Consider the following 26,030-nt stretch of genomic DNA (forward strand, 5'->3'; position numbering starts at 1 on the left):
CAGTTGAGGCGCGGCGCCGGAGATTTCAAGCCATGCCGCATCAGAACTTCCTGAAGGAGAAATCCCTGTGGGCTTGCGCAGCCATGAGTCCCGCAGGCTTCTTGCGCAGGGTGTTGATCTGGATGTGGGGCCAGCGGGTGGTCTTGCCGTCGGAGCCGAACATGAACTCGAAGAAAATGATCTGGCGGTACTGCAATTGCAGGATTTCCTGACCGTCTTCGACCACCGTTTCGATCCACAGGCTGAAGTTGACTTCCGCGACATTGACGAACTGCCTCACGAACGGGGTGTTCAGAATGCCGCCCTGCGGGCCTCCGTCGTGCCGGGTGGACAACTCGATCAGCGTGTAGCGCGTGACATTCTGGTTCCTGAGGGCATCGCGCAGCCGCAAGTCGGGCCGCACCGAATACGGATAGTGCTGGTCCGCCAGGATCCGCTGGGTGTAGGTGAGATTGCTGTCGGGTTCTGTTACGGGCAGCGACTTGTCGTGCACCCAGGCCGGCGCCGGTGCATCGAGGTCGATGGGGTCGCCGGGGGTGGCGCCCGCCGACCCCATGCTGGGCGAGATCGAGAGAAACGGAGGCTGCCACGCAGCGGGGCCGCTGGGAAACTGGGGCGCGCCCTGGCTGACCACCTGAAAATCACCGGTCAACAGGATCGCGCTGCCATGGGGGATCGTGCCACTGCGCGCGATGGCGTACGGCGGCACGAAATTGGGGCCGCTGGCACCGATGCCGATTCCCGGAAACCCGTTGTCTTCCAGCACCGACTGTTCGTCCGCCGGATGGTTGTACATCTGGTTGGACCAGAGGTACATGCCATCTTCCCTGTGGATGCCCGCCCCGTCGCTGACGCGCTGGATGCTTTGGTTGTACACCACCGCGCCGACGAACTGCTCATTGGTGCCCCCGCGGTTGCGAACGCCGCCATCCACCAGATTGAAGGTCAGCTCTTCCGTGTAGTCCTCGCACAGGAAGTGGAAGATGCCGAAGATGGTTTCCGAACTGGTGCCGGGGGACGGCATGCACGTGGTGTGCAATCCCCAGCCGGTGCTGTTGTTGTCCGGGTTGTGGTTGACCCAGGTGCCCTCCAACTGCTTCAAGACGCCGTAATCGGCCGGCTGCGCCAGTACCGCGTCGGTATAGGGGGGATAGGGGGGCTGGGGTGTCGTGGGGATCGTCATCTGGAACCTCCTTGGTGTGGGAATGTCACGGACTGCCAATGAACCGGGGGAAAGACGTTCCGGCTCCCCATGGAGCCTTCAGGGGACCGGCACCAGCATGCCGCTGCGCCGCAGCCAATCCACCACCGCGCCCGCGGCATCCTGGCGCATCGCCTGCGCCAGCGCGGCATGCAGTTCACCCACGGTCTGCTCGCGGCGCAGCAAGGACCAATGCGGGGCCAGGGCCTGATCGGCCACGAACGCCACGGCGCGCGGCAGGCGGGGATGGGAGAGGGCCGGAGCGGTGCAGACGCGGTCTTCCACCACGCAAAGCTGTGGCGCCAGCCGGCAGGCTTCATCCAGGCGCACGCGTGCGGTGGCCGGCCAGCCATCCGGGCGTGCAGGTGGCGGCCCGGGGGGTGGCGCGTCGGCCAGGGCCGCGAAGAAATCGTCCGCAGGCTCCCCGGACGCCAGGGCACCTGGCCGGGCCTGCCGCCGGGGGGGCTCCGCCCTGGCCCGCCAGAAATCGCCACCGGCATTCCATGCCCGGGCATAGTGGCCCGCGCACCATCCGGCATGGCGTGCGCAGGTCTGGTTCAGCTGCTGGGAGAAATACTGCCGGGCGAGGCTCCGCCCGGATTCGTCGGTCGCGCTCGACCACGTGTGCCATGCCACGGCAGCCTGCAGGGAAAACCGCATGGCTTTCTCGACGCCGGAGCCCGAGAGGGGATCGAGCGCGAACGCTGCGTCGCCGATCCTGACCCGCCCTTCCCGCCAGGCCGCCGTATCGAGGTAGGGTGCGGCGGAGCAGATGCGCAGGGGTTGCGAAGGTGCCAGCCCCGCAAGTGCCTGCAAGCCGTGGCTTGCGGCCAGGGACCGGCTCCATGCCGAATGCGGCTGGCCGCCGATCGCCTGCGGATCGGTGAACACCATGACGCGCAGCCGGCCACTGGGCAGGGGAGCCGCCCACAGCCAGGCATCCGGCAGCGCTTCCACCCTCGTGGCAGCCAGGCATGCAGGATCGACCTGGCCTGGTTCGAACTCGGCCCATAACGCTGCCAGGCGGGGCGCACAGGCCCATCGCGTGGCCGCCGTACCGTGGCGCCCGCCGGCCTCGAAAAGCCATCGGGCCAGGACATGGCTCACCGTGCCCGTGGCGGGCTCCACGATCTGCACACGCCACGCCCCGGCCTGGCCCTCGACGGCCAGCACCTGCGCGGGCTGCCACAGCTTCGCGCCGCGCGATGCGGCCAATGCCAGCAGGCACGCATCGAAATCCGCCCGCACCACCACGGCCGTGCCGGCATGCGCCACCGGCAGCAGGGTGTCCTCCTCCCAACGCAGCAGGCCAGGTCTGCCCGCGATGTGGGGCAGCCCAGCCAGGGCGTCGTCGGCTTGCAGCAAGCCCACGATATTGCGAACTCCAGGGGTGAGCGATTCCCCGATCTGCCCGCGCGGAAAGCGCAGGCGCTCCACCACGCCGACCCTGTAGCCGAGCTGCAGCAACCGCAAGGCGGCGCAGTTGCCCGCCGGGCCCGCGCCGATGACCAGGCAATCCAGTTCAGTCATGCGCCCCCGCATACCACCGGGGCGCCGCCTGCGCCAGGCGGCGATGGGCGCCCAGGGTGTAGTGCAGCCAGCCGCGGATGTAATCGCACGCTCCGCGTCCGCGCGCGATCACCTCGTGATGGCAGCCGCCACCGCACAGGTAGCGCGCCCAGCAATCGCCGCAGGGGGACTGGCGGTGCACGTGTCGCCCGGCCAGCCACTCGATCTGGCGCTCGCTGGCCACGCCGTTTTCCAGATCGCCCATGGCCCCGGCCTCGTCGCCCACGAACCGGTGGCAGGCACTCAATTGCCCCTCGGCCGACACGCCGAAGTAGCCCGCGCCCGCACCGCAGGGATAGGGGCGGTGGCTGCCGCGCTGCAGTTCCTTGAGCGCGTTCACCATGTTCATGAAGGGGTAGCGGCGGCCTTCGATGACGGCCTGCTCGAAGGCCATGCCGCAGGCGATCATCGCCTCCAGCATTTCGGCCAGTTCCTCGCGCCCCATCTCGGCGCGGCCATTGGACGCGCGCAGCAGCGGCGAGAACCCGACGCTGTGGAAACCCATGCCGATGAACCGGTCGAGGATGCGAGGCAGGTCGAGATTGAAAGGCGTCACCGTGACACGGCAGGACACCTGCATCCGGCGCTGCTGCAGCAGCAAGGGCTGCAGGCGCAGGGCGATCTGCTCGAAAGACCCCTTGCCGCCCTTGAACGCGCGCAGGCGGTCGTGCTGTTCAGGGGCGCCGTCCAGGCTGACGGTGACCGCAAAGCCGAACGCCTCGAAGAAGTCGGCATCCTCCTCGGTGAGCAGGGTGCCGTTGGTGGTCAGCGAAAAGCGGCAGTCCACGCCGCGTGACGCCGCGCGCCCGGCGGCATAGCGCGTGGTGCTTTGCAATACCGCGCGGTTGGCGAGAGGCTCGCCGCCCATGAAGGCCAGGTTCACCTTGCCGCCGGGCGCCGCCTGGTCGAGCAGCCAGTCCACGGCCTGGCGGGCGACTTGCTCCTCCATGTTCCTGGCCTTGCCGCCGAACTCGCCTTGCCCGGCGTAGCAATAGGTGCAGCCCAGATTGCATTTCTGTGCCACGGCAAGCGACAACGCGTGCGCCGGAGGCGGGGCCAGCGGCACGTCGTCGATGTAGGGCTCTGCCTGCAGGTCGTGGGCATTCAGCAACCGGGCCAGGCCACCCGCATCGGCCGCATCGAACACGGCGCGAAAATCGTCTGCCAGTGGTGGCGGCACCTGGTAGAGGCGGCTGCCGTTGACCACGAGCAGTTGCGCCCCCCACCCGCCCTCGATCCAGTGGGCCTCGCGCAGCCGGGGCCGGGACGACAGCGCTGCCGTGCGCGCTGCGTCCGCCGCCCGTGCGGCAAGGGATTCACGATTCATCGGCATCCTTGCCCCGGATGATGAAACGCAGGTGCTGCTGCCACGCGATGAACAGGTCGTCGTAGGACCACAGGCGCGAATCGACGCGGTTGTCGGGAATGTAGGTACCCGTGCGCTTCTTGGTGAACCACATGTCGCCATGGCTCAGCCCGTCGGCGCCGGCTTCGACGTTGACATAGTCCGGCCGGCTGGCCGCCCAGTAGTAGCAGGCGCATTCGCGGTAGTCGTTCTGCCAGGGAGCGCACAGGCCCTGGGTAAGCTCCCCCGGTTGCAGCACGCCGGCAGCGACCTCCGCCGTGCCCGGCCTGAAGAACCGGCGCAGGCGCAGGGAGCGGGTGATGGTTCTGATCGCCTGCCCGCTGTAGGGGTCCTCCGTGTCGGGGAACACCTCGGTGCCATCCAGGGCCGGCGTGGTGGTCGAATACGCGGAGAACACGCACTCGATGAGTTCCCCCTGGTGGGCCATGATGCGCGCGAAGGAGTTGGACCACTCCATGAACGACACGCCGTTCGGGTTCGCCGCAGTCTTCAGCGGTTGCGAGGGGGCCTGCGGGGCGGTCGAGTCGGAACTGGGATAGACCGGGCCGTTGGTGGGTACGCCCGTGGGCAGGACTTCGTGGGATACGGGGTCTTTGATGGTCAGCAGGCGCCGCCCCAGCAGATCGGCACAGTCCTCGGATTCGATGCCCACCACGAGGTTGTTGTTTTCCACCAGCACGATGCCTTCGAAGGCGCGCCGCCACAGGTTCCGGAAGTCGAACTCCAGCCCCGGGAAGCAGTTGGAAATCGCGCTGCGCGGCAATGCCGAGGCCGGGTTGCCGGCCCCGCGGTAGTGCAGTTGCGCGGTCAGGTTGTCCGCGGCGATGGCGACTTTGGGTGGTGTGCTCATGATGCCCCCTGGCTGGTGTCGGCTGCGGGTCCGCCCAAGGCGCGCTGCGCGGCCTTGGTGACCATGTCGATATGGCGTCGGGTCAGGGTCAGGCTGCGTCCGTCCGCGCCACGCATCAGGGCGGGCATCTTGCGCAGCGTGGCTGAACTCAGGTCGCCGATTTCTTCGGGCTGGCGCAGGGCTTGCGCGAACCACGGCAGGCCGCGCGCCGCCAGGCCGGCGAACACCCGCTCGTGCAGGGCGCGCAGGGCGAGGTTGTCGGCCAGGGAGGCGGCGGCGATGGGCTCGTACAGCCGCTCGAAGTCGGCGCTGTTCTGGCGCACCATCGTGGAGGCCACGTTCATGCGGCCGTTGACCGGATTGCCGTTCATCACGGCGGTGTTCATCAGGCGGACGGTTTCCAGGGCTCGGAACACCAGTTCGGCCGCATCGTCGAGCGAGATCGCCTCCTCGTCCACCGAAGGGCCGAAAAGGATCTGCTCGACCTCGTCCGACACGACACGCACCGGCAGGGTGTCGGGTGCATAGGCGGGCGGCCCCGCGCCGATCACCGCACGGGCGCTCAGCACCTGCCCGCCGCTCTGGAGTTTCACGGTGACGGTGCCGTCGCACTCGTCGTCGAGGTAGCCCCAGCTCACGTGGTAGCTGTTGCCCTGCAGGTCGGCGGGCGTGTCCCAGCCTGCATAGATGCTGCCGGGGTTGGTTTCGCCAGGGGCTCCGGTATCGCGATAGCCACGCCAGCTGCCGCGCGCTGCGTCGTACAGGACTTGCCCGGGCGCCGTGATCACCGGATCGTCCTCGAACGTGTCGGGCCCGGTCTGGCGCTCGAGTGCGGAGCCATAGACATGCCCGCCTGCGGGCGTGAAGCGCAGGCGGATCTGCGGAAATGCTTCCGTGGGGCGGATGAACTGGACCAGCCCCAGCGGCAGCACCTTGCCGGGCAGGAAATGCGCGCACCGGCCCTCCAGGCGGTGCACCGCATGGCCGCGGAGGTCGTTGACCGCGGCCTCGATCCGGTCGCTGGCGTCGTGCGTACGGCGAAACACCTTGATGTTGCCCACGGCCACGTCCCAGCTCAGGGCCGATACCGGCAGCCCTTCGGCGGCCAGCAGGTCCAGCGTGAGGGGCACCAGTTCATCCGGCGCGCTGGCCAGCCGGGCGAACACCTCGAGGAAAGGTGCCACGGGGCGCACGAGGTGGTCGGCATCGCGAAAGCGGATCTTCTCCGGCGTGTACACCTCGACGATTTCACCGCTGTCGGGGTCGATCCTGAACGATGGACAGGGAACGATGCGGCGGTAGTCGAGCGGCCGCTCGGGGTCGCGCACCAGGTCGAAGGCTTCCAGCGGTTCGGCCGCTGCACCCAGTCGGCCGATGGCCACGGGAGGGAGGATTCGCAGTTCCAGAATCGGCATGGAAGTCTCCTAGATCAGTGCGGGATCGACCGATCCGGACAGGATCGTTCTGGCGAGCTGGCCCAACTTCTCGTCGGCCTCGCGCAGAGCGAACAGGTAAGGCCTGCGCGACTCGGCACAGCACCCCAGCAGGCGGTCGATCAGGGTCCGGGAGGCGGCCAGCCGGTCCAGGTGGCCACGCCATCGGTCACGCTCGGAGCCCGGGATATTCAGGGTGTAGGGCGTCTGGAAGGGCGGGCCGGCAAGGCCGTCCGCGGGGTCGTCAGACACCGGCGAACTCATCAGCACCTCGGCCAGGGCGCGCAGGTTGTACATCTCGCCGAAGGCGGCGTTGATGATGGTGCCGCGCGGCGTCATGCGGCCCGCCGAGCGCAGCCCGCCGTGCAGGGCGAAGCTGTGGCTCAGGAAGTCCAGCAGCATGCGGTAGCGCACGTTCTGCAGATGCGCCCAGAGCCTGGTCTCCGGATGGGTGATGGGCGTGGTGGGAGTGCCGCCCTGCTCCGGAAGAGCGGCGGTATCGAGCGCCACATAGGGGTTGACTGCGACCGCGCGCGACGGGGCCCAGCCGGCGCGATGGCTGCAGCGCTTCAGGCGCTCTTCCCGATACGCCTGGCGCCAGGTGGCGGCACCCATGTCGGCAGGCCTGGCCGCTTCCCATTGCTCGGGCGTGACCGTGCGGCCTTCGAGCGCGGCGACCATCTCCACATAGATCGCCAGGAAGCGCACGAAGTGCGAAGGCTGGTCGCCCGAAGTCGCCTCGCCCTGGGTCGCGACCGCGTTGAGCGCCGAGACTGCGTCATCCCGCGAAACCAGCGGCACCACCAGCACGTCGGGGGTCTGGGGGATGCCGCTGCGGGTCAGGTTGCCGCGCTGGCCGCCGTGGTAGCCGCGCCCCCATTCCGCCCAGTCGGCCTGGTAGGGCCAGGTGTCGGGATCGAAGGTTTCGTCGGGAATGATCTGCGCGTTCTGGATCAGCGGGATCAGCACGCCGAACAGTTCGGACACCTTGTGCGGGTTGTCCGCCTGCGCATCCACCCGAGCCCGGATCTCATCGCCCAGCGCACCGCCGTCCCAGTGCTCGGGCGACTCCGTGAACACGTACTTGGCCAGCGAATCGAGCGAGAGCGGCTCGAGCATGAAGGGGAACGGGTAGAACGGCGTATCCCAGGGGTAGTCCTCGCGCTCCAGATGCAGGGGCGCTCCGATCAGGCGCAGCACGTTCTGCACGCACATCAGGTGGCCCATCTCCTCCTTCGCGATGCCCAGGATGACCTCCTGCCATTCGCGCACCAGATCGCGGTATTCGGGCGGCACCTGCGGCCCCCCCATGGAATAGGCCCCGTACAGGTACTGCACCATCAGGCAGTGCTCGATTTCGGCGTCGATGCTCAGCAGGTAGGCGACGTAATCCCGGGGGGAAAACTCGGGCGGTATGAGAGCCGCTACCGCTTCGTGGACGGAGGTGGAAACGGAGGCGAAGGAAGCGGTGGCGGCGGAAGCAGCGGCAAGGCCCGCTTGGCGCAGCCGCCCCTCGCCGAGGTGGCGCAAGATCTGTTGGCGAAGCATGGTTTCTCCTGGCGAAAGGGATGGCCTCAGGCGGGACAGATGAACGGGTACTCGCGGTCGTCGATCAGCGGCTGGATGCCGAAGAAGTCGTTCAGCACGCTCTCGGCGACGCAGTAGGCCCCCTCCACCCAGGCCTGGTCGTTGGAGTAGGCCTCTCCCACGATGAAGATGTCGGCGTCCTGCCCGGGGATCAGCTGCGAGGGCTTGCGGATCTTGCGCTGCACATCGGCGATGTCGTAGTGCGGCGCCCACTCGTGGTAGCCCGCATGGAAGGGCGGCAGCGACCAGTCCATGTACGCGGCCTCCAGGGGCTCGGGCACGCTGGAGTAGTCGGCATTCGGGCCGAAGTGCACCGTGGCCAGGAGCTTGCGCAGCATCTTGACCATCGCGGGCGGCACCGGGCGCGGGCCCTCGAGCGGCTGCGTGTCCCGCGATGCCGGGACCGTGCGGTCGGTGTTCGGCTGCAGCTCCAGCTGCCGCCAGAATCCCGCGTTGTCCTCGTCGTCGTAGCTGGCCAGGATGCCGTAGACGGGTTTGCCTTTGCCCTTGGTGGCGTTGTTGCCGAAGTACACCACCATGCGGATGGGCGAGTCGGTCACGCTGGGTCCGATGGTGTTGTTGGCGGAAACGGCCTTCAGGTCCTGCACCTGCCGGACCGTCAAGGCGGTGCCGGTCTGCGCCTCGATGGCCGCCACCAGGGCGCCGATGGCCGCATAGGGAGTGAACGCGAGGGTTTCCAGCACCTTGAGGGCCGGGGCCGGGAACTTGCGCTTCGCCAGCTCCGCGATCTCGGTCTGCGTGACGCAATGGCCCTCGATCCTGGCGGGATAGGTCGGCGGCTGGCTTGCCAGTTCCGAGTACCAGTCGGAGTCGAAGAACATGCCCACCTTGTAGGAGGGCTGCATGATGGTGGCCTCCCGGTACAGGGTGACCTTCTCGTGGTTCAGCACGTCCAGCCCGGGCTGCTCCTGGTAGCGGGTCGCCTGGGCCACCTGGTCGAGGGGCCCCCGCCCCATCGCCAGCCACGCCGCATCGGCCTGGCCCCGGGCACCGGGCTTGTCCGGCTCGGCACGCGTGGCCAGCGTGAATTCGGCCTTCCCGTCCTTCCAGAGGATGGAGTGCAGGCGTGTGTTGGGCCGGTAGTTGAAGACCACCCCCTTGGCCCTGGCGAGCTTCTCGATCCGGTCGAAGAGTGCATTGAACATGCCCGAGAAGCCGGTCGTGAGGGTGCGGTACTGCGTGCCCGGCGTGAACTCGTTGTTGATGTTCATCGACACGCCGGCATGGGTGTTGATGACGTTCGAGCTGTAGCCGTTGCCGTCGGACGCGTACTCGAACCCTTCGGAGCCCAGCTGGTCGTACAGCAGGTTCCAGTAGCCGATGTCGCGCAGGCGGTCGCCTTGCTGGAAGACGTATCCGTCGGACTGCTGCCGCTCGATGACGCCCGTGGTGTAGAAATGGCACCAGTCCCTGCGCGTCCAATGGCTGCCCTGCGTCTGGGGCACCAGGTTCTGCAGCACGGAGAACCCGTTGTCGGGGCTGACACCCGCCGCATAGTTGGCCGCGGCATAGGGTGCCGGGTGGTTGCTGGTGATGTCGTTCAGGTAGAAGTTGCGGGTGCGCAGGCTGTAGAGCTGGTTGTCCGTCACGTTGAAGGGCACGCTGAACTTGTCCAGGCCCAGTTCATGGATGACGGTGGTGACCAGCCGGTGCCCGGGCGTGGTGCCGCCGTTGGGGTTGGGAAACTCCCTGGTCGGCGTGGATTCCCAGTGCGAGTAGCGCATGCCGCCCAGTTCCACATAGGAGTTGCCGGGGTCGTTCCGGTAGTGCCAGGTGCAGATGCGTGCCCCCGGGGCCCGCGTGCCGGGGTGGGCGGCGCTGAAATCGTATTGGCCCCAGTCGTACAGTTCGAGCACATCGCCGCGCTTGAGCTGGCGGCTGGCAGACTTCGCGTTCTTCTGCCGGCCCTGGAGCAGGCGCCAGGCGGTGTACAGGCCGGCGGCACCTGCGCCGAAGATGGAATAGGTCTTCTTGGTCATCGTGGGATCCCGTCAAAGGAAAGGAACGGAGGGGCCACCCGGCCAGCGTCACTCGCTGCCCAGGCGCTTCATTTGTCCGGCCAGGTCGGTCGCGGGAATGACGACCTCCACCAGCGCCGGGCGGTCCTCGACCTTCCATATCCGCGGCAGCGCGGCCTTCAGGTCGGACACGGTCTCCAGGCGGAATCCTTCGGCGCCGTAGGCCTGGGCCAGTGCCAGGTAATTCCAGCGGGGCAGGATGTCGAAGGTGTCGAATTGGCCTGTCTGGAAGGCGCTCATGTCCACGTACACCTGCTCGATGGCGTAGACCTGGTTGCTCATCACGAAGATCACGCTGTTGAGCTTGTACCTGGCCAGGGTGCTGATGGCCTGGCACATCATCATCACGCTGCCGTCGCCGGCCACCGCCCACGTGCGCTTGCGGCTGCCCAGCTGGGCGCCGCTGGCTGCCCCGGTCTCGAAGCCCACGCACTGCCAGGCGGCCGAAGCCATGAAGCTGCCCTGGCGCATGCCATAGGCGTTCGTGGCCACGTACATGGCGCTGCTCACGCCGAGCGGCATGACGATCTCGTCCAGGTGGCCGGCCTCGGCCAGGAAATCCATCGAGTGCTGGAAGAAGCGATTGAAGGTGATGACCTCGGGCTGCGCGTCGAACTTCGGGTCCGAGTTGCTCTTCCAGGGCTCCGGATAGATCGGCTGCGGCGGGGCAATCGCCTTGACGGGATACGCCTTGCTGCCCTTGAACTTCGCGAGCAGCGCCTGCATGAACTCCTTCATCACCACATCCGGGTACTGGAAGTACCCAGCACGCGCGCCCTGCGCCGTGGCCAGGACCATGTTCGCGTACTGCTTCTCGATGAAGATCAGGTAGTCGTCGGTGACGAGGGTGCCCAGGCACAGCACGCAGTCGGCGTTCAGGACCGCGTCGATCACGCCGGGAATGGACGCTTCGTCCGAGTAGGTGCCCAGGAACTTGGGGCCGCCTTCGTCCAGCACCGTCTTGCCCAGGGACGTGGTGGTATAGACGAAACCGCTCGCGTCGATGACCTGCTGCAGCAGGCCGCCCAGGCCGAAGCGCAGGATTTCTTCGCCCGCCAGGATGACGGGCTTGCGGGCCGCGGTGATCATGCTCCACGCCTGCGCGACCGCATCCTGGAGGGCGTCGGGCGGCCCCTTGAGTTCGCGCGCCTTCAGAGGCGTGCGGGGCGGGCGGGGACAGGGCTGGCCCCACACTTCCTTGTAGCAGGCGATATAGACCGGCCGGCTGTGCGTCAGCGCCTCGACGATCAGCTCGTCGATGGCTTCAGCCGCGCCCACGTTCGTGCTCAGCGTGCGGGCGGCCACCGTCACGTTCTCGAACACCTTCTGGTCGGCGTCCAGATCCCCCGTGGAATGGTGGAACGTGACGCCGTACATGCCGGTGATGTTGCGGGCGTCGGAGCCGGGCGTGGCGCTGATGACCACCACCGGGCTGCGCTCCACATAGGCCCCGGCAATCGCGTTCAGTGCGCTGAACGTGCTGACGCCGTACTGGAGCGATACGGCGCCCAGCCCCCGGGTGCGGGCATACGCGTCGGCGGCATAGGCCGCGTCCAGTTCGTTGGCCGCGCCGATGGTGGCGATGCCCGGGAAATGCTCGAGCGCCTGCGTGAAGTGCTTGACGTAGTCGCCGGGGATCTGGAAGACCTCGGTCACATCCAACTGCTTCAGCCGCGCGAGCAAATAGTCCGCCACTGTGAAAATCACAGTTTTCATGCTGCTCCCTCCCTGACCCTCTGAGCACACGTTGTCTGGCTTTTCGCCGTTATGGCTCAACAGTATCGGGGAAGATGCGCTGGCGGGGGGTGGGATTACCCTTATGCGCGAACGGAAGGCGGCGCGCGGCCCACCGGGGCGGGCCGCGCGATCGCGGGCACGGCTTCAGGCATTGCCCGACGCGATGCCCCAGCGGGCCAGCGCCGCATCGTCGCTGACGCGCGCGTCCACCCAGCGAGCGCCTTGCGGCGTGGCTTCCTTCTTCCAGAAAGGCGCCTGTGTCTTGAGGTAGTCCATGAGGAATTCACAGGCCTGGAAGCTCTGGCCGCGGTGGGCCGAGGTGACGGCCACCAGCACGATCTGGTCCTGCGGCGCCAGCAGGCCCACCCGGTGCACCACGCGCGCGGCAAAGATGTCGAAGCGCCGCAGGGCTTCATCCACCATCGCCTCGATGGATTTTTCCGTCATGCCGGGATAGTGCTCCAGCTCCATCGCCGCCACGGCGTCGCCGTCGCTGCGGTCGCGCACCGTGCCAACGAAGCAGCAGACGGCACCCACGCGCCCGTCCTGCGCACGCAGCGCCGCCAGCTCGGCCGAGACATCGAAGTCCTGCGGCTGGATGGAGACCCGGGCGCCGCCTTCCGCGCGGGCCGGAGGAATGGAAGACAGCGTACCGGCCATGGCGGTCAGGGCGCCCGGTGCAGGCGGGGCGCGGCAAGCAGCGCGCGCTCCTCCTCGATGAACGCGTCGAGCTGGCGCCGCACGGGGGTATCGGACGGCACGCCCGCCAGCAGTGCCTGCAGCCGCGCGACGTCACCCGCCGAGGGCGCGACCTTGATCTGCGCCATGGCGGCCTGCGTCTGCCCGCCCCGGATCAGGGCGAACACCTTCGCGGCCCATGCGTTCTTGTCCTGGCGTGCCATGCAGTCTTCCTCGTGCTCGTGTGCGTGATGTCCAGGCCGGATTGTCCACGGGAACGGCCGCCGTTCGAGCGGTTTGCTACAGTGGCCGCCCATGGCCACGCAGACCATCACCACCGAACTCTACGTCCTGTTCCCTTCGCCGCGCAACCAGCACCGCGGCGTGTATGCGCACCAGGTCTTCGTGCCGCATCCGTATGCGCTCATCCACCTGCCGGACTACGGCCTGGCCGGCCCGGCCAGCCTGTTCGCCGCGTGCCGCCGCGAGGACAACAAGATGGGGCAGCTCGTCACCTTCGAGCAGGCGGACGACGCCCGGCGCTTCGAACGGCTCTTCACCCCCGACTGAACCACGGCCGGCCTGCCCCGCACTGCTGCCCATGCACGACGACAACCAGATCTTCGTCCCGCCCTCCTTCACCGCGCTCTACAGCGACGCGCGCCAGCGCCTGACGGCGCCCGCGGCCGAAATACGCGAACGCTACGAACTGTGCGAGGACCTCGCCAACCACCTCGTGGAGCAGGCGCAGACGCTCTACCACGTGCAGGCGCCCTCGGAGGCGGAGATCCTCGGCCGCATCCACGCCGGCCTGTGCACCCCTGGCGCCGGCGTGTCGCCCATCGAGGCGCGGTGGATCACGCTGCGCCTGGCGGAATTGCTGAACTGGCGCAGCCCCGAATTGCCCGAGGCGCCGACGGATCCTGCGTGAAAGCCGCGGGCCACCGGGCCCGGGGGCGGCGGCGCACTTTGAAACGCGCCACGGCACTTATTGACAACGCTTTTACGGCAGCGCCGATAAACTGAGCCGCATGCCCCTCGACCCAGCGCTGTCTCCTCCTTCCATGCCCCGGCCGCAGCGCGCCCGCGGCGACTTCTCCGGCCTGTGGGTCCCCCTCGTCACCCCTTTCAGCCCATCGGGAGACGCGGTGGACCATGCCGGTCTCGATGCGCTGGTCCGCCGGCTCGCGGGCGAAGGCATCGCGGGCTTCGTGGCCTGCGGATCCACCGGTGAAGCCGCAGCGCTGGATGAGCCAGAGCAGGACGCGGTACTGGCCGCCATCCTGGACGCGGCCGGTGGCCTTCCGGTGGTGATGGGCCTGTCGGACCACCACCTCGACCACGCGGTGCAGCGCGCCCGCCGCCTCGGCGCGTTGCCGCTGGCCGGGCTGCTGGTGCCCGCGCCGCACTACATCCGGCCGTCCCAGCCGGGGCTGCTGCAGTGGTTCCACGCGATCGCCGAAGCGAGCGCCGTGCCGCTCATCGTGTACGACATCCCGTACCGCACGGGCGCCACGCTCGAACTGGGCACGCTGCGCACCCTGGCGGCCCATCCCAACATCCGGGCCCTCAAGGACTGCGGCGGCAACGCTTCCAAGACGCAGGCCCTCATCGCCGATGGGGCACTGCAGGTGCTGGCGGGCGAGGACGCCCACATCTTCACAACAGCCGCGCTCGGCGGGGCCGGGGCCATCGCGGCCAGCGCCCACTGGCAGCCCGCGCGCCTCGTGCAGTGCCTGGAAGCCATCGAGCGCGGCGACCTCGGCCGGGCACGGGAACTCTGGCGCGCCCTCCTGCCGCTGATCGAGGCTTTCTTCGCGGAGCCCAATCCGGCACCGGTCAAGGCCCTCCTTGCCGCGGAGGGATGGATGGACGGCACGCTGCGCGCGCCCATGGCGCCGGCCTCCGCCGCGCTCGCCCTGCGTTTGCAAGAGGCAGCACGCGCCCAGGCCCGCCAGTTGCAGGCGCTGGACCAGGCCATGGCCTGATACGGCGGACTCAGCCGCCCGTCACGGGGGGGAAGAACGCGACCTCGGCACCGTCCGGCAGCACGGCGTCCTCGGCGCACAGCACCTGGTCCAGCGCCGTGCGCACGGCACGTCCGCGCGCCAGGCTCTCCGCCCACGGCCCGCCGCGGGCGATCAGCGCCTCGCGCAGCGCCCCCACCGTGCCGGCCTGCGTGGACAGGGTCTCGCTGCCCTGCCCCACCGCCTCGCGGATGGACGCGAAATACCGCACGGTGACCGTCACGGCGGGAGAGGATGGAGGGGTCGTGCCGGAGGTCATGCGAGCAGGTCGGAAAACGGGATGAAGCGCACCGAGTCGCCACGGGCGATGGTGCGGCCCGGCGGGTTGTCCACCAGACCATCGCACCAGGCCGCGGAGGTCAGCACCCCCGAGCCCTGGTTCGGGAACAGATCCAATCCACCGTCGGCATCGCGGCGCACGCGCAGGAACTCGCGCCGCTTGTCGGCCCGGGGCCAGTGGAAATTCGCCCTCGCCTCCACGGCGCGCGGCGTGACATCCTGCACGCCCTGCAGCCGCAGCAGGAACGGCCGCACCAGGATCGCGAAGGTGACGAGGCTGGACACCGGATTGCCCGGCAGTCCCATGAAATGCACGCGCTCGCCGATGCAGCCATGCGCGAAAGGCTTGCCCGGCTTCAGCGCCACCTGCCAGAGGTCGATGCGCCCGAGCGCGGCCACGGCGGGCTTCACATGGTCTTCCTCGCCCACCGACACGCCGCCGCTGGTAAGCACCAGGTCATGCGCCGCTGCAGCATCGGCCAGCGCCTGTTGCGTGGCTTCGAGCCGGTCGGGCACGATGCCGAAATCCGACACCTCGCAGCCCAGCCGCAGCAGCATCGCGCGCAGGAAGAAGCGGTTGCTGTTGTAGATGGCCCCCGGCGGCATGCGCTCCGGCGGCACCTCGCCGGGCATCACCAGTTCGTCACCCGTGGAAAACAGCGCGACGCGGGGCCGGCGCGCCACGCGCAGCCGGGCCAGTCCGATGCTGGCTGCCAACCCCAGCGCGGCCGGCGTCAGCCGCGTGCCGGCCGCGAGCACCGTCGCACCGGTTTCGATGTCCTCGCCCGCACGGCGCACCCACTGGCCCGCCCGGGGTACGGCCTGGATGCGCACGCGCGCTCCACCATCGAGCGCCTCGCAGTCCTCCTGCATGCACACGGCATCCGCGCCGGGCGGCAGGGGCGCGCCCGTGAAGATGCGCGCGGCCGTGCCCGGCTCCAGCGGCTGCGGTGCGGAGCCGGCCGCGATGCGCTGGGAGACGGGCAGATCACAGTGCAGCTCGATGGCCTGGAAGCCCCGTTCTGCGGCAACGTCCGCCCGGCGCACGGCATAGCCATCCATGGCGCTGTTGTCGTGCGGCGGCACCCGCAACGGCGACACGGCAGCGACCGCCAGCACGCGGCCGTCGGCCTCGAAGGTGTCCACCTCCTCCATGCCTTCGAGCGGGCCGGCCTGGGCAAGCAGCTCCGCCAGCGCATCGTCCAGGGGCTTGAGGGGCGGACGGGTAGCCGCAGGAACCGTGCTCATGCCCGGGCCTCCGCACCGCGGTACGCCCAGCGCTCGCCACCGGCACGCAGCCAGTCGGCCAGCACGGCCGGTGCATTCGCGTCGAAGACCGGCAATGCGCCGGGCAGCACCGGCAGGCGATCGCCCGGCACGTCGGCCGCCACGGCCACGATGCGGGGGTCATGGGGGAAACGCAGGGGCTGGGCCGGATAGTCGCCGGAAGGCGACCGCCACACCTCGATCTTGGGCAGGTCGCTCTCCTTGAAGCCTTCGACGAACACCCAGTCCACGGCAGCGTCCAGCCTGGCAATGAGGTCGTGCACCACGGGCTCGGCCGGCTGCTCGTACTCGCGCATGAGGGCCATGCGCAGGTCGGACGAGGCCACCACCTCGTAGGCACCCGCCGTGCGGTGACGCCACGTGTCCTTGCCGGGCCGGTCGATGTCGAACCGATGGTGGGCATGCTTGACCACCGACACGCGCAGCCCGTGCGAACGCATGAGCGGGATCAGGCGCTCGACGAGCGTGGTCTTGCCACTGTTGGAGAAACCGGCGAAACCGACGACTTTCATGCATGCCCTCCGTGGATGTGCCGAGGCCGGAAGCGCGCCGCGCGCGGCGACCGAAGCGGCCCGCGCCTGTGCGGCGTCACCCGGGCCATGCCCGGCGGTCAGGCCGCCGCGGCCGCGCCGTCGCAGTGGCGCGTGATGTAGGCCTTCACCAGGTCCACGTCGGCCGGCATCACCTGCACGCGCTTGGGCAGGCGCTCGATGCCGTCGAACTTCGCGGGGCGCTCGGGCGCATGGCCCAGTGCCTCCTGGATCGTCTCGGCGAACTTGATCGGCAGGGCGGTTTCCAGCACCAGCATCGGCACGCCCGGATCGGTGTGCTCGCGCGCCACCTTCACGCCGTCGGCGGTGTGCGTGTCGATCGTGATGCCGAAGCGCTGGAAGGTGTCGCGGATGGTCGCGATGCGGTCCGCGTGCGTGCTGCGCCCGCTCACGAACCCGTAGCGCGACGCGGCCTCGGCGAAGCGCGGATCGCTGCTCAGGTCGAAGCGGCCTTCGCGCACCACGGCGTCGCCGAACAGCCGGCGCGTGGCCTCCGCATCCCGGCCCAGCAGGTCGAACACGAAGCGCTCGAAGTTGCTGGCCTTGCTGATGTCCATCGAGGGGCTCGATGTCTCGTGCGTGTCGGCGCTGCCGCGCACGCGGTAGATGCCCGTGCGGAAGAACTCGTCGAGCACGTCGTTCTCGTTGGTCGCCACCACGAGCCTGTCGATGGGCAGGCCCATCATGCGCGCCACGTGGCCCGCGCAGACGTTGCCGAAATTGCCCGACGGCACCGTGAAGCTGACCTTCTGGTCGTTCGACTCGGTGGCCTGCACGTAGCCCGCGAAGTAGTACACCACCTGGGCGAGCAGCCGCGCCCAGTTGATCGAGTTCACCGTGCCGATCTTGAAGCGGCGCTTGAACTCCAGGTCGTTGCTCACGGCCTTGACGATGTCCTGGCAGTCGTCGAACACGCCTTCGATGGCGATGTTGAAGATGTTCGCATCCTGCAGGCTGAACATCTGCGCCTGCTGGAAGGCGCTCATGCGGCCGTGCGGGCTCGTCATGAACACGCGGATGCCGCGCTTGCCGCGCATCGCGTACTCGGCCGCGCTGCCCGTGTCGCCGCTGGTCGCGCCCAGGATGTTCAGTTCCTCGCCGCGCCGGCCCAGCTCGTACTCGAACAGGTTGCCCAGCAGCTGCATCGCCATGTCCTTGAACGCCAGCGTGGGGCCGTTGGAGAGCGCCTCCAGCCACAGGCTGTTCTCCAGGTGGCGCAGCGGCACGATCTCGCCCGTGCCGAACACCTCGGCCGTGTACGTCTTCTCGCACAGGCGCTTGAGGTCGGCCGCCGGGATGTCGTCGATGTAGAGCGACAGGATCTGGAACGCCAGCTCCGCATAGCCCTGCTCATGGTAGGCCGCGCGCAGCCGCGTGAGGGCGGCGTCGTCGATCTGCGGGTAATGCTCCGGCAGGTACAGTCCGCCGTCGGGCGCCAGGCCTTCGAGCAGGATCTCGCAGAAGCTCTTGCGGTCCGCGTGCCCGCGGGTGGAGAGGTATCGCATCAGTTCAGCTCCTCCTTGCGGACACGCACGATCGGCCCCAGCACCGTGGGCAGGGCCTGCATCTGCGCGATCGCTTCGTTCATCGTACCCTCGCGCGTGTCGTGCGTGAGGATGATCAGATCGGTGTGCGTGGCGCCCTCGCCGCCCACCTCGTCGGCCTCGCGCTGCAGCACGGCGTCGATGCTGATGCCGGCGCCGGCCAGCAGCCCCGTCACCTTGGCGAGCACGCCGGCCTCGTCGGCCACGCGCAGGCGCAGGTAGTAGCTGGTGACCACCTCGGCCATGGGCAGCACGGGCAGCGCGTCGCGCGCCTCGTCGAGCGTGTTCGGCTGGAAGGCCAGGTGCGGCACGCGGTGTTCAGGGTCGGCCGCCGCCAGGCGGGCGATGTCCACCAGGTCGGCGATCACGGCGCTGGCCGTGGGCTCGCTGCCCGCGCCCTTGCCGTAGTAGAGCGTGGTGCCCACGGCATCGGCCTGCACCACCACGGCATTCATCGCGCCCTCCACGTTGGCGATCAGCCGCTTGGACGGCACCAGGCTCGGATGCACGCGCAGCTCCACCCCGCCCTCGCGCCGCTTGGCGATGCCCAGCAGCTTGATGCGGTAGCCGAGCTGCTCGGCATAGCGGATGTCCGCCGCGGCGAGCCTGGTGATGCCTTCCACGTAGGCCTTGTCGAACTGCACCGGGATGCCGAAGGCGATGGCGCTCATGATCGTGGCCTTGTGGGCCGCGTCCACGCCCTCGATGTCGAAGGTCGGGTCGGCCTCGGCGTAGCCCAGGCGCTGCGCCTCCTTGAGCACCACGTCGAAGTCGAGACCCTTGTCGCGCATCTCCGAGAGGATGAAGTTCGTCGTACCGTTGATGATGCCGGCGATCCACTGGATGCGGTTGGCCGTCAGGCCCTCGCGCAGCGCCTTGATGATCGGGATGCCGCCGGCCACCGCGGCCTCGAAGGCCACCATGACGCCCTTGGCCGAGGCGGCCGCGAAGATCTCCGTGCCATGCACCGCCAGCAGGGCCTTGTTGGCCGTGACCACGTGCTTGCCGGCCGCGATGGCTTCCATCACCAGCGCCTTGGCCACGCCGTAGCCGCCGATCAGCTCCACGACGATGTCGATGTCGGGGTTGGCGATCACGGCGCGCGCATCGTTCACCACCTGCACGCTGCTGCCGGCAACGGAGCGGGCGCGCTCCACGTCGAGGTCCGCCACCATGGCGATCTCGATGCCGCGGCCCGCGCGGCGGCGGATCTCCTCCTGGTTGCGTCGCAGCACGTTGAACACGCCGCTGCCGACGGTGCCAATGCCCAGCAGGCCCACTTGGATCGGTTTCATGGTCGGGAATCTCAGTCAGAAGGTGCCGCGGCGCGGGAGGTGGTGCGCTGCCGGCAATGGTTGGAATTCGGAAGGAACAGGGCGCCGCCACGCGTCACGCGGCCGCATGTTTCTGGCGGTAGAGCGCCAGGAAGTCCGCCAGGCGGCCGATGGCCTCGCGCAGGTCGTCCTCGTGCGGGAGGAACACGATGCGGAAATGCTGCTGGTCGGGATAGTTGAAGCCCGAGCCCTGCACCAGCATCACGCGGGTGGCGCGCAGCACTTCCATGAAGAACTGGCGGTCGTCGGCGATGGGGTACATGGCCGGGTCGAGGCGCGGGAACATGTACAGCGCCGCCTTGGGTTTCACGCAGCTCACGCCCGGGATCGCCGAGATGAGTTCGTAGGCCAGGTCGCGCTGCCGGCAGAGGCGCCCGCCTTCGCGGACCAGGTCATTGATGCTCTGGTAGCCGCCCAGCGCCGTCTGGATCGCCCACTGCCCGGGCACGTTGGAGCCCAGCTTGATGTTGGCCAGCATGTTGATGCCCTCGATGTAGTCGCGGGCCACGGCCTTGTTGCCCGACACCACCATCCAGCCGGCGCGGTAGCCGCACGAGCGGTAGGCCTTCGAGAGCGAATTGAAGGTGAGCGTGAGCACGTCGGTCGAGAGGCTGGCCATGGCCGTGTGGCGCTCGCCGTCGTAGAGCACCTTGTCGTACACCTCGTCGGCCAGCAGCACGAGGCCGTGGTCGCGCGCGATCTGCACCAGCGCGCGCAGCAGCTCGTCGGAATACAGCGCGCCCGTGGGGTTGTTCGGGTTGATCACCACCAGGCCCTTGGTGCGGGGCGTGATCTTGGCGCGGATGTCGTCGAGGTTCGGCATCCAGCCGTTGGCCTCGTCGCACAGGTAGTGCACCGGCCGGCCGCCGGACAGGCTCGCGGCGGCCGTCCAGAGCGGGTAGTCGGGCGCGGGCACCAGCAGCTCGTCGCCATCGTCGAGCAGCGCGTTGGTGGCCATGGTGATCAGGTCGCTCGCGCCGTTGCCCAGGTAGATGTCGTCGAGCGTCACGCCCTTCACGCCCTGCTGCTGGCTGTAGTGCATCACGGCCTTGCGCGCCGCGAAGATGCCCTTGCTGTCCGAATAGCCTGCCGAGTTCGGCAGGTTGCGGATCATGTCCTGCTGGATCTCTTCGGGTGCATCGAAACCGAACGGCGCGAGGTTGCCGATGTTGAGCTTGATGATCTTCTGGCCCTCGTCCTCCATCTGCTTGGCCGCATCCACGATCGGGCCCCGCACATCGTAGAGAACGTTATTCAGCTTCGCGGACTTGTGGATCGTCTTCATCGTGCGACGGGCCCGGGGCGCACGCCGCGGGGCCTGGAAGAGTGAACGGTAAGGCGCCGGAGAACGCTCCCCGATACCCCGCCAGGCGGCGCAGCCTCTGGCGAAACCTATAATTTGACCACAGTTCCACGGTGGATCCCCGCCCCGCTGCGCCGGGTGCCGTGCCGGCCCGCAACGCACTCCCGAAGGCGCCCCTTCCCATGAAATTCCAGCCCGACCGCTCCGAAGCCCAGACCATCAGCGCCTACGGCCCGGACTGGATCGCGGTCGATGGGGAAAAACTTACCGGCAGCGTGGTGATCGGCTCCCGGGGCGAGCGGCGGGAATGGCAGTGCAGCCGCTTCGAGGACCTGACCGCCGAGCATTTCGCGCTGCTCGCGGAACTCGACGCCGAAGTGGTCATCTTCGGCAGCGGACAGCGCAACCGGTTCCCTCCGCCGGCCTGGCTGCGGCCCCTCATGGCGCGGCGCATCGGCCTGGAAACCATGGACACCCAGGCCGCATGCCGGACCTACAACATCCTGGCGGGGGAAGGCCGCCACGTGGTCGCCGCGCTGCTGCTGGAACCCAAGGCGTGAAACGCGCTTGGATCTTGGTTACAGACCTGCGATTCGCGAAAGAGTCCGTTTCAAGGTAAAATTACGGGTTGCGGTCGGAGGCCTTCCAAGAGCAATAACACACAACTCCTCCGGCTTTTCAACGACTACATCAAAGATTGAAGTGCCATGGCGATCGTTGTCAACAAACCCCTCCCCGAATTCGAAGCCAACGCGACCGGTGGCATCAAGGTCTCCAACACATCGCACCTCGGCCAGATCCTGATCCTGTACTTCTATCCCAAGGACAACACCCCCGGCTGCACCACCGAGGCCATGCAGTTCCGCGACAAGTACGAGGATTTCGTCCAGGCCGGCGCCGCCGTGTTCGGCGTGTCGCGCGACAACATGAAGTCCCACGACGACTTCAAGGAAAAGCTGGAACTGCCCTTCGAACTCATCGCCGACACCGAAGAGAAGATGTGCCACATGTTCGGCGTGGTCAAGAACAAGATCATGTACGGCAAGAAGGTCAAGGGCATCGAGCGCAGCACCTTCCTGATCGGTCCCGACGGCGTGCTGGTCCAGGAATGGCGCGGCCTCAAGGTGCCCGGCCACGTGGACGAGGTCCTCAAGGCCGTGAAGTCCATCAAGGCCCTCAAGAAGGCGGCGTAAGCGCCTACAGCCGCGTTGCGCGCGGCATGCCGGGAGTGCCACGGCAACCGTGCATAATGGTTTCAATGCTGCTGCACGACGCAACGCTCTCCCACCCCCATAAAGCCGCCTCGGTCTCCAGGCGGCTTTTTGCTTTCTGACCCCTCCCGTCCTCCTCCCAAGGCCCGCACCATGCCCCTGCCCCCCGCACCGACGAAACGCGCCGCCCTGCTTTCTCCGGATGCCTTCCGCGCCACCGCCAAGTCCCGCATGGAAGACCCGCAGACCGAGGAAACCCTGGAGGAAGCCAGCCTGGCCGCACTGCCGGCCGATGGCATCCCCACGCCGCGCAAGGCCACCAGGAGCACCGCCCGCGGCGCTGCCGGCAGCGCCGGCCGCAAGCGTTCCGCATCCGCTCCCGCCGCGGAACCGGCCCCGGCACCCGTAGCCGCAGCCCCCGCGCCCGCCGCGGCGGACAGCACCTCCCGCCGAGGCGCAAAACGCCCTGCCGCCGCGCCAGCCACGGCGCCGGCCCCCGTCCAGCCGACCGTGCCGCAGACGCTGCGCGAGACAGTCCCCGCACGCGCTGCCGCTCCAACGCCCGAGGCCGCCGCCCGCCCCCGCAAAGGCCGCGGCACCGGCCCCACGAAGATGTTCGTGCTGGACACCAACGTCCTGCTGCACGATCCGACCAGCCTCTTCCGCTTCGAGGAGCACGACATCTTCCTGCCCATGATCGTGCTGGAGGAGCTCGACGGCCACAAGAAGGGCATGACCGAAGTGGCGCGCAACGGCCGGCAGGCAAGCCGCACGCTCGACCAGCTCGCCGCCACCCAGGGCGCCGACATCGCCCGCGGCCTCAAGCTGGATGCCACCGGCCAGCGCGCGGCCGGCGGCTGCCTGTACTTCCAGACCGAACCGCTGGACTACCACCTGCCCACCAGCCTGCCCGTGGGCAAGGCCGACAACCAGATCCTGGGCGTGGTGGAGGCGCTGCGCCAGAAATACGCGCCGCGCGAGGTGGTGCTGGTGTCCAAGGACATCAACATGCGCGTGAAGGCACGTGCGCTGGGCCTGAATGCGGAGGACTACCAGAACGACAAGGCACTGGAAGACGGCGACCTGCTGTACTCCGGCGTGCTGGCCCTGCCGGCCGACTTCTGGACGAAGACCGGCAAGAACGTCGAGAGCTGGCAAAGCGGCGCGCACACGTACTACCGCATCGGCGGACCCATCGTGCCGCAGCTCATGATCAACCAGTTCGTCTATTTCGAGGCCCCCGGCGAGCCCAGCCTGTTCGCGCGTGTCACCGAGATCCGCGACAAGACCGCCGTGCTGCAGACCCTCAAGGACTACGGCTCGGCCAAGAACACCGTCTGGGGCGTGAACACGCGCAACCGCGAGCAGAACTTCGCGATGAACCTGCTGATGGACCCGGAGGTCGATTTCGTCACGCTCACCGGCACGGCCGGCACGGGCAAGACACTGATGGCACTCGCCGCAGGCCTCACGCAGGTGCTGGACGAGCGCCGCTACACCGAGATCATCATGACCCGCGCCACCGTGAGCGTGGGCGAGGACATCGGCTTCCTGCCCGGCACCGAGGAAGAGAAGATGGGCCCCTGGATGGGCGCCCTGGACGACAACCTCGAATTCCTCGCCAAGGGCGACGGCGGCAACGCCGGCGAATGGGGCCGCGCGGCCACCAACGAGCTGATCCGCAGCCGCATCAAGATCAAGAGCATGAACTTCATGCGCGGCCGCACCTTCCTGAACAAGTACGTCATCATCGACGAGGCGCAGAACCTGACGCCCAAGCAGATGAAGACGCTGATCACGCGCGCGGGCCCGGGCACCAAGATCATCTGCATGGGCAACCTCGCGCAGATCGACACGCCCTACCTGACCGAAGGCTCCTCCGGCCTCACCTATGCGGTGGACCGCTTCAAGGGCTGGCCGCACAGCGGGCACATCACCCTGGCGCGCGGCGAGCGCTCGCGCCTTGCGGACTTCGCCAGCGAAGTGCTCTGACGCATGGCCATCAGCTGGATCACCGCTCTCCAGCTCGTCCCGTGGGACAAGGTGATCGAGGCCTCTCCGCAGCTCATCAAGGCCGCGAAGGGGCTGTTGCGCAGCCGGGGAGCGCGGGAGGCCGAACAGGCACAGGCGGACGAGGAAGCCGCACGCCTGGCGGCATCCGGAGCCCCGTCGCCACAGGAGCTGGCCCTGCAGCGCCTCGGCGCCCTGGAGGACCAGGTGCAGGCGCTGGAACAATCGCAGCGCCAGGCCCTGGAAGTCATCGAACAGCTCGCCCAGCAGAACGCCCAGCTCGTCGCCACCGTGAGCGCGCTGCGCACCGGTGCGCAGCGCCTGGTGGTGGCCTGCGGGGTGCTGGGCGTGGTGTTGCTGGGAACGGTGATCTACACCATCGCCAGGGTGTAGGGCGCAGAGCGGCGCAGGCTAGCCCTGGCCGGCGTCAGAAATCGTCGCCCGACCCCATGGCGAGGTTCTCGAACCGCGTCTGGTTCTTCTGGAAGAACAGCTTCACCGTGCCCGTGGGGCCGTTCCGCTGCTTGCCGATGATGACCTCGGCCACGTTGGGCTCCTTGGAGTCCTTGTTGTAGTAGTCGTCGCGGTAGATGAACATGATGATGTCCGCATCCTGCTCGATGGCGCCGGATTCGCGCAGGTCGGACATCATGGGACGCTTGTCGGTGCGCTGCTCCACCGAACGGTTGAGCTGCGAAAGCGCGATCACCGGGCACTGCAGCTCCTTGGCCAGCATCTTCAGCCCCCGCGAGATCTCGCCCAGTTCGGTCGCCCGGTTGTCGGCGCTGCCCGCGCCCGAGCCGCTCATGAGCTGCAGGTAGTCCACCACGATCAGGCCGAGCTTGCCGCACTGGCGGGCCAGGCGGCGGGCATTGGCCCGCAGTTCGCCCGGGGTCAGGCCCGGCGTTTCGTCGATGTGCAGCGACACGGTACGCAGGCGCTCGATGGCTTCGGTCAGGCGCGGCCATTCCTCGTCGGTCAGCTTGCCAGTCCGCAGGTTGCCCTGGTTCACGCGGCCGATCGAGCCCACGATACGCACGGCCAGCTGGGCGGCGCCCATTTCCATCGAGAAGATGGCCACGGGAAGGCCCTCGTTGAGCGCCACATGCTCGGCAATGTTCACGGCGAACGAGGTCTTGCCCATCGAAGGACGCGCGGCCAGCACGATCATGTCGCCGGCCTGCAGTCCCGAGGTCATGCGGTCCAGGTCGGCGAAACCCGTCGGCACGCCGGTCACGTCCATCGGGTTGTCCGCCATCTCCTGCACCTGGTCCAGCAGGTCCACCACCAGGGTGTCGAGCGACTGGAAGCCCTGCTTGTTGCGCGAGCCCTCCTCCCCGATGGCGAAGATCTTGGATTCGGCCTCGTCCAGGATCTTCTCGACCGTCTTGCCCTTCGGGTTGAAGGCCGTCGTGGAGATCTCGTCGCTCGCCGTGACCAGCTTGCGCAGGATGGAGCGCTCGCGCACGATCTCCGCGTAGCGCCGGATGTTGGTGGCGCTGGGAACGTATTGCGCCAGGTTGTTGAGGTAGGCCAGCCCGCCCACCTCCTCGGCCTTGCCCAGGCTCTGTAGCTCCCCGAAGACCGTGATCACGTCCGCCGGCTTGCTGGCATTCACCAGTTTGCCGATGGCCGAATAGATGAGCTGGTGCTCGTGCCGGTAGAAATCCCCATCCACCAGCAGGTCGCCCACCCGGTCCCAGGCCATGTTGTCGAGCAGCAACCCGCCCAGCACGCTGGACTCGGCCTCCAGCGAATGCGGAGGCATGCGCAACCGGGCCACCTCCTGGTCCGCCGGGGCGGAAGACGCGAAATCGGATTCGTGCAGCGGAGGAAAGTCGGAACTCATGGCAATCGATCCTTGCGCTTCCGGCACGGCAGCGGGGCCGGAAACTGTCGGTCAGTGGACAAGTCTGTGGAAAAGCCGTTCACAGCCGGTGGGCTGGCGGTGCACGGATGCCGCGCCAGAAAACGCAAAAGCCGCCTCGGGAGGCGGCTTTTGCCAGGGTGGAAAGCGCTCCGGC

Annotated in this window: 24 protein-coding genes; 7 read left to right on the top strand and 17 right to left on the bottom strand. The window is 68.2% G+C overall.

All coding sequences use genetic code 11. The annotated features are described in order from the left end of the window. Positions 1 to 40 precede the first annotated feature (40 nt). The 10 genes from T336_RS24760 to T336_RS0104345 form a co-directional block, all read right to left on the bottom strand. Positions 41 to 1,183, bottom strand: a complete 1,143-nt coding sequence (locus tag T336_RS24760; RefSeq protein ID WP_051647047.1) for a peroxidase, FMP-type — start codon at positions 1,181 to 1,183, stop codon at positions 41 to 43. A 78-nt stretch (positions 1,184 to 1,261) separates the two neighbouring features. Beyond that, a complete protein-coding gene (gene qhpG / locus T336_RS0104305) occupies positions 1,262 to 2,731 on the bottom strand; it encodes a flavin-dependent monooxygenase QhpG (protein WP_167333636.1) in 1,470 nt (489 codons plus the stop codon). After that, on the bottom strand, positions 2,724 to 4,097 hold the full coding sequence (locus T336_RS0104310) for a radical SAM/SPASM domain-containing protein (protein ID WP_019703737.1): 1,374 nt from the start codon (positions 4,095 to 4,097) through the stop codon (positions 2,724 to 2,726). The genes qhpG and T336_RS0104310 overlap by 8 nt, the downstream gene beginning before the upstream one ends. Then, positions 4,087 to 4,986, bottom strand: coding sequence for a LodA/GoxA family CTQ-dependent oxidase (locus T336_RS0104315; RefSeq protein WP_019703736.1), 900 nt, complete (start codon positions 4,984 to 4,986; stop codon positions 4,087 to 4,089). Before T336_RS0104315 ends, T336_RS0104310 begins: the two co-directional genes overlap by 11 nt. Next, positions 4,983 to 6,401 carry a hypothetical protein gene (locus tag T336_RS0104320; protein ID WP_026431624.1) on the bottom strand — a complete coding sequence of 473 codons (1,419 nt, stop codon included), beginning with the start codon at positions 6,399 to 6,401 and terminating at the stop codon, positions 4,983 to 4,985. The genes T336_RS0104315 and T336_RS0104320 overlap by 4 nt, the downstream gene beginning before the upstream one ends. Before the next feature lie 9 nt (positions 6,402 to 6,410). Further along, the gene (locus tag T336_RS0104325; protein WP_026431625.1) at positions 6,411 to 7,967 is read right to left on the bottom strand and encodes a ferritin-like domain-containing protein; all 1,557 of its coding nucleotides are present in this window, start codon (positions 7,965 to 7,967) and stop codon (positions 6,411 to 6,413) included. Positions 7,968 to 7,993: 26 nt separating this feature from the next. Beyond that, the gene (locus T336_RS0104330) at positions 7,994 to 10,006 is read right to left on the bottom strand and encodes a flavin monoamine oxidase family protein (protein ID WP_026431626.1); all 2,013 of its coding nucleotides are present in this window, start codon (positions 10,004 to 10,006) and stop codon (positions 7,994 to 7,996) included. A gap of 48 nt (positions 10,007 to 10,054) precedes the next feature. Next, entirely contained in the window at positions 10,055 to 11,761 is a 1,707-nt protein-coding gene (locus T336_RS0104335; protein ID WP_026431627.1) for a thiamine pyrophosphate-dependent enzyme, read from the bottom strand. Positions 11,762 to 11,926: 165 nt separating this feature from the next. Then, positions 11,927 to 12,442: a molybdopterin synthase catalytic subunit MoaE gene (moaE, locus tag T336_RS0104340; RefSeq protein ID WP_051647048.1), complete on the bottom strand. Its 516-nt coding sequence runs from the start codon at positions 12,440 to 12,442 to the stop codon at positions 11,927 to 11,929. A gap of 5 nt (positions 12,443 to 12,447) precedes the next feature. Next, complete coding sequence (locus T336_RS0104345) at positions 12,448 to 12,684, bottom strand: hypothetical protein (protein WP_019703730.1); 237 nt, start codon at positions 12,682 to 12,684, stop codon at positions 12,448 to 12,450. Between the two features lie 91 nt (positions 12,685 to 12,775). Between T336_RS0104345 and T336_RS0104350 the strand changes: the two genes are divergently transcribed. From T336_RS0104350 to dapA, 3 genes are all read left to right on the top strand, one after another. Further along, positions 12,776 to 13,030 (top strand): hypothetical protein, encoded by a 255-nt coding sequence (locus T336_RS0104350; RefSeq protein WP_011794389.1) that lies wholly within the window; start codon positions 12,776 to 12,778, stop codon positions 13,028 to 13,030. A gap of 31 nt (positions 13,031 to 13,061) precedes the next feature. After that, the gene (locus T336_RS0104355) at positions 13,062 to 13,391 is read left to right on the top strand and encodes a hypothetical protein (RefSeq protein WP_019703729.1); all 330 of its coding nucleotides are present in this window, start codon (positions 13,062 to 13,064) and stop codon (positions 13,389 to 13,391) included. A 133-nt stretch (positions 13,392 to 13,524) separates the two neighbouring features. Next, positions 13,525 to 14,448, top strand: coding sequence for a 4-hydroxy-tetrahydrodipicolinate synthase (gene dapA, locus T336_RS0104360; protein WP_026431629.1), 924 nt, complete (start codon positions 13,525 to 13,527; stop codon positions 14,446 to 14,448). A 10-nt stretch (positions 14,449 to 14,458) separates the two neighbouring features. Here the strand turns inward: dapA and T336_RS0104365 are convergent, their stop codons facing one another. The 6 genes from T336_RS0104365 to T336_RS0104390 form a co-directional block, all read right to left on the bottom strand. Then, positions 14,459 to 14,746, bottom strand: a complete 288-nt coding sequence (locus tag T336_RS0104365; RefSeq protein WP_051647049.1) for a MoaD/ThiS family protein — start codon at positions 14,744 to 14,746, stop codon at positions 14,459 to 14,461. Beyond that, positions 14,743 to 16,014: a molybdopterin molybdotransferase MoeA gene (locus T336_RS0104370; RefSeq protein WP_026431631.1), complete on the bottom strand. Its 1,272-nt coding sequence runs from the start codon at positions 16,012 to 16,014 to the stop codon at positions 14,743 to 14,745. Before T336_RS0104370 ends, T336_RS0104365 begins: the two co-directional genes overlap by 4 nt. Continuing rightward, a complete protein-coding gene (gene mobB / locus T336_RS0104375; protein WP_026431632.1) occupies positions 16,011 to 16,565 on the bottom strand; it encodes a molybdopterin-guanine dinucleotide biosynthesis protein B in 555 nt (184 codons plus the stop codon). The genes T336_RS0104370 and mobB overlap by 4 nt, the downstream gene beginning before the upstream one ends. A gap of 98 nt (positions 16,566 to 16,663) precedes the next feature. Then, positions 16,664 to 18,109, bottom strand: coding sequence for a threonine synthase (gene thrC, locus T336_RS0104380; protein WP_019703724.1), 1,446 nt, complete (start codon positions 18,107 to 18,109; stop codon positions 16,664 to 16,666). After that, entirely contained in the window at positions 18,109 to 19,443 is a 1,335-nt protein-coding gene (locus T336_RS0104385; RefSeq protein WP_026431633.1) for a homoserine dehydrogenase, read from the bottom strand. The genes thrC and T336_RS0104385 overlap by 1 nt, the downstream gene beginning before the upstream one ends. A 94-nt stretch (positions 19,444 to 19,537) precedes the next feature. Further along, positions 19,538 to 20,767, bottom strand: coding sequence for a pyridoxal phosphate-dependent aminotransferase (locus T336_RS0104390; RefSeq protein ID WP_019703722.1), 1,230 nt, complete (start codon positions 20,765 to 20,767; stop codon positions 19,538 to 19,540). A gap of 200 nt (positions 20,768 to 20,967) precedes the next feature. Here T336_RS0104390 and T336_RS0104395 point away from each other — a divergent pair, with 200 nt between their 5' ends. The 4 genes from T336_RS0104395 (at position 20,968) to T336_RS0104410 (ending at position 24,399) form a co-directional block, all read left to right on the top strand. Next, entirely contained in the window at positions 20,968 to 21,345 is a 378-nt protein-coding gene (locus T336_RS0104395) for an Mth938-like domain-containing protein (protein ID WP_019703721.1), read from the top strand. Positions 21,346 to 21,492: 147 nt separating this feature from the next. After that, on the top strand, positions 21,493 to 21,978 hold the full coding sequence (locus T336_RS0104400; RefSeq protein WP_019703720.1) for a peroxiredoxin: 486 nt from the start codon (positions 21,493 to 21,495) through the stop codon (positions 21,976 to 21,978). Between the two features lie 171 nt (positions 21,979 to 22,149). Beyond that, a complete protein-coding gene (locus T336_RS0104405) occupies positions 22,150 to 23,988 on the top strand; it encodes a PhoH family protein (RefSeq protein WP_026431634.1) in 1,839 nt (612 codons plus the stop codon). Positions 23,989 to 23,991: 3 nt separating this feature from the next. After that, the gene (locus T336_RS0104410; RefSeq protein WP_026431635.1) at positions 23,992 to 24,399 is read left to right on the top strand and encodes a hypothetical protein; all 408 of its coding nucleotides are present in this window, start codon (positions 23,992 to 23,994) and stop codon (positions 24,397 to 24,399) included. A 34-nt stretch (positions 24,400 to 24,433) separates the two neighbouring features. On the opposite strand, the gene dnaB is transcribed toward T336_RS0104410, so the two are convergent. Then, a complete protein-coding gene (gene dnaB / locus T336_RS0104415) occupies positions 24,434 to 25,855 on the bottom strand; it encodes a replicative DNA helicase (RefSeq protein ID WP_013593704.1) in 1,422 nt (473 codons plus the stop codon). Positions 25,856 to 26,030: the final 175 nt, after the last annotated feature.

The organism is Paracidovorax oryzae ATCC 19882, from assembly GCF_000687165.1.
GTDB classification, from domain to species: domain Bacteria; phylum Pseudomonadota; class Gammaproteobacteria; order Burkholderiales; family Burkholderiaceae_C; genus Paracidovorax; species Paracidovorax oryzae.

What these genes read in the sequence shown, in the direction of transcription:
- T336_RS24760 (WP_051647047.1), bottom strand. Translation starts at nt 1,183, where the DNA reads ATGACGATCCCCACGACACCCCAGCCCCCCTATCCCCCCTATACCGAC.
- qhpG (WP_167333636.1), bottom strand. Translation starts at nt 2,731, where the DNA reads ATGACTGAACTGGATTGCCTGGTCATCGGCGCGGGCCCGGCGGGCAAC.
- T336_RS0104310 (WP_019703737.1), bottom strand. Translation starts at nt 4,097, where the DNA reads ATGAATCGTGAATCCCTTGCCGCACGGGCGGCGGACGCAGCGCGCACG.
- T336_RS0104315 (WP_019703736.1), bottom strand. Translation starts at nt 4,986, where the DNA reads ATGAGCACACCACCCAAAGTCGCCATCGCCGCGGACAACCTGACCGCG.
- T336_RS0104320 (WP_026431624.1), bottom strand. Translation starts at nt 6,401, where the DNA reads ATGCCGATTCTGGAACTGCGAATCCTCCCTCCCGTGGCCATCGGCCGA.
- T336_RS0104325 (WP_026431625.1), bottom strand. Translation starts at nt 7,967, where the DNA reads ATGCTTCGCCAACAGATCTTGCGCCACCTCGGCGAGGGGCGGCTGCGC.
- T336_RS0104330 (WP_026431626.1), bottom strand. Translation starts at nt 10,006, where the DNA reads ATGACCAAGAAGACCTATTCCATCTTCGGCGCAGGTGCCGCCGGCCTG.
- T336_RS0104335 (WP_026431627.1), bottom strand. Translation starts at nt 11,761, where the DNA reads ATGAAAACTGTGATTTTCACAGTGGCGGACTATTTGCTCGCGCGGCTG.
- moaE (WP_051647048.1), bottom strand. Translation starts at nt 12,442, where the DNA reads ATGGCCGGTACGCTGTCTTCCATTCCTCCGGCCCGCGCGGAAGGCGGC.
- T336_RS0104345 (WP_019703730.1), bottom strand. Translation starts at nt 12,684, where the DNA reads ATGGCACGCCAGGACAAGAACGCATGGGCCGCGAAGGTGTTCGCCCTG.
- T336_RS0104350 (WP_011794389.1), top strand. Translation starts at nt 12,776, where the DNA reads ATGGCCACGCAGACCATCACCACCGAACTCTACGTCCTGTTCCCTTCG.
- T336_RS0104355 (WP_019703729.1), top strand. Translation starts at nt 13,062, where the DNA reads ATGCACGACGACAACCAGATCTTCGTCCCGCCCTCCTTCACCGCGCTC.
- dapA (WP_026431629.1), top strand. Translation starts at nt 13,525, where the DNA reads ATGCCCCGGCCGCAGCGCGCCCGCGGCGACTTCTCCGGCCTGTGGGTC.
- T336_RS0104365 (WP_051647049.1), bottom strand. Translation starts at nt 14,746, where the DNA reads ATGACCTCCGGCACGACCCCTCCATCCTCTCCCGCCGTGACGGTCACC.
- T336_RS0104370 (WP_026431631.1), bottom strand. Translation starts at nt 16,014, where the DNA reads ATGAGCACGGTTCCTGCGGCTACCCGTCCGCCCCTCAAGCCCCTGGAC.
- mobB (WP_026431632.1), bottom strand. Translation starts at nt 16,565, where the DNA reads ATGAAAGTCGTCGGTTTCGCCGGTTTCTCCAACAGTGGCAAGACCACG.
- thrC (WP_019703724.1), bottom strand. Translation starts at nt 18,109, where the DNA reads ATGCGATACCTCTCCACCCGCGGGCACGCGGACCGCAAGAGCTTCTGC.
- T336_RS0104385 (WP_026431633.1), bottom strand. Translation starts at nt 19,443, where the DNA reads ATGAAACCGATCCAAGTGGGCCTGCTGGGCATTGGCACCGTCGGCAGC.
- T336_RS0104390 (WP_019703722.1), bottom strand. Translation starts at nt 20,767, where the DNA reads ATGAAGACGATCCACAAGTCCGCGAAGCTGAATAACGTTCTCTACGAT.
- T336_RS0104395 (WP_019703721.1), top strand. Translation starts at nt 20,968, where the DNA reads ATGAAATTCCAGCCCGACCGCTCCGAAGCCCAGACCATCAGCGCCTAC.
- T336_RS0104400 (WP_019703720.1), top strand. Translation starts at nt 21,493, where the DNA reads ATGGCGATCGTTGTCAACAAACCCCTCCCCGAATTCGAAGCCAACGCG.
- T336_RS0104405 (WP_026431634.1), top strand. Translation starts at nt 22,150, where the DNA reads ATGCCCCTGCCCCCCGCACCGACGAAACGCGCCGCCCTGCTTTCTCCG.
- T336_RS0104410 (WP_026431635.1), top strand. Translation starts at nt 23,992, where the DNA reads ATGGCCATCAGCTGGATCACCGCTCTCCAGCTCGTCCCGTGGGACAAG.
- dnaB (WP_013593704.1), bottom strand. Translation starts at nt 25,855, where the DNA reads ATGAGTTCCGACTTTCCTCCGCTGCACGAATCCGATTTCGCGTCTTCC.